At 58.3% G+C, this 1,466-nt stretch carries 1 protein-coding gene; it reads right to left on the bottom strand.

Annotation, left to right across the window (positions count from 1 at the left end; translation table 11 throughout):
* Positions 1–69 precede the first annotated feature (69 nt).
* Positions 70–1,466: tyrosine-type recombinase/integrase (locus AD928_RS00215; protein ID WP_062247332.1), on the bottom strand; the 1,397-nt coding region annotated here is incomplete at its 5' end.

Here is a 1,466-nt window from a genome sequence, read left to right as displayed (position 1 = left end):
CGATCAGCTCACACAGACTCTTTCAGTCACTTCCCGGCCCCACTATGCCGGAGGGGAACAGGGCCGCCCTCAGCGGTCTTTGAAAGTCTCTGTGTGGGCTTTTTGGTTAAGGGCAGCCCGAACACTTTCCGGCAGCCCTTTGTCCACCATGCCCAGAATGGCAGCTTCATAGACCGGCCACGGCATCTCTGCTTCCATATAGGTGGTCTCTGTGATGGTCTGAGGCTTATGCCCCATCAGCTTCTGAGCAACTGATAGCTGACATTCAGACACACCCGCCACGGCAGCCCTCCGCATGTAGGTGCCAAAGCATTTCCTGAAGCTGTGGAACGCCACCAGACCGTCCGATGCCCTGCCCAGCACATCCCGCCTGAAGTCCGTGAAGCGTTTTGAGAAGTAATAACCACGCTTCCCTTGTGGCCCTCCGGGCTTGCACTCAGGAAACAAGGGCGCGTCTGGTTCACCTGTGGCAATGGCAGCAGCAAGCCGCCTTTCAATGATTGGCCTAACCAGAGGATGCAGCGGAACCCGCCTGATGGAATTGGAGTTCTTGGCGTCCTCTTCAATCACCCCAATGCCCAGCAACTCACCTCCTGGCACCTGCACAACCCTGTCCACAGTCAGGCTGCACAGCTCGTTCTGCCTTGCCCCTGTCAGCAAACCCAAGGGCATCAGGTCACGGATAGCCTGCCCCCACGCCCAGCGCCTTTGGTCCGGGTCCGCTTTCAGGATAGCCAGCAACTCAGTTTCTGAGAACTCCCGGCGCTTTGGTCGGCTCTTGCCCTGCTGTGCTGCCTGCTGCTTCAGACCACGAGTGGCACCATCCCACGGATTTGGCCCAGAGATGATATGCTTGCGAATGCACCAGTCCCAGAACATCTTCAGGGGGCTGACACGGCTCCCCACGGTCTTGGCAGTCAGACCAGCACTATCCAGCAGCCATTCCGTGAAACCACCCAGCATCCTCAGCTCAAGGCTTTCCAGCCCTTTAGCCCGGAGGTGCTGCATGGGGTCTTTCACCGTGATGCCCAGCGTCTGCCCCTCATGCTCAGCCACATAAGCTGCAAAATGGTTGATAGCGGCTGCATCCATGGCCCGTGACGCCTTACTGATCGTCTGGTCTCTTTCCCGTTCCCAGCGGTCCAGCAGTGGCCCCAGCGGCGTTGTGGTGCCGTCAACCACACCCATGACAGTCTTGAAATAGCGTGTGCCGTCAGCAGGGGAAGGGAGCGTCTCTGAGGCTTCCAGAACAAGATCGGTCACAACGGACCTGACATGCTCCCGTTCACTTTCAGGGGCACCCTCAGCAGCCTCACCGGGATTAAGACCTTCTGCCGGATCATAGTCGTCCGAAGCCTGCTCAATCTGCTGACGATAGTGCAGACCTGCTTCTATCGCTTTCTCAGGTGTTGCCCAGTCTGGCACCCAGTCGCCTGACAATGGCTTCTTGCCGATTGCTTCCAGAC

This window comes from Acetobacter cerevisiae (assembly GCF_001580535.1).
GTDB classification, from domain to species: Bacteria; Pseudomonadota; Alphaproteobacteria; order Acetobacterales; family Acetobacteraceae; genus Acetobacter; species Acetobacter cerevisiae.
Note: the sequence above shows the minus strand (reverse complement) of the source record. Positions and strands in the feature narration are given on the sequence as shown.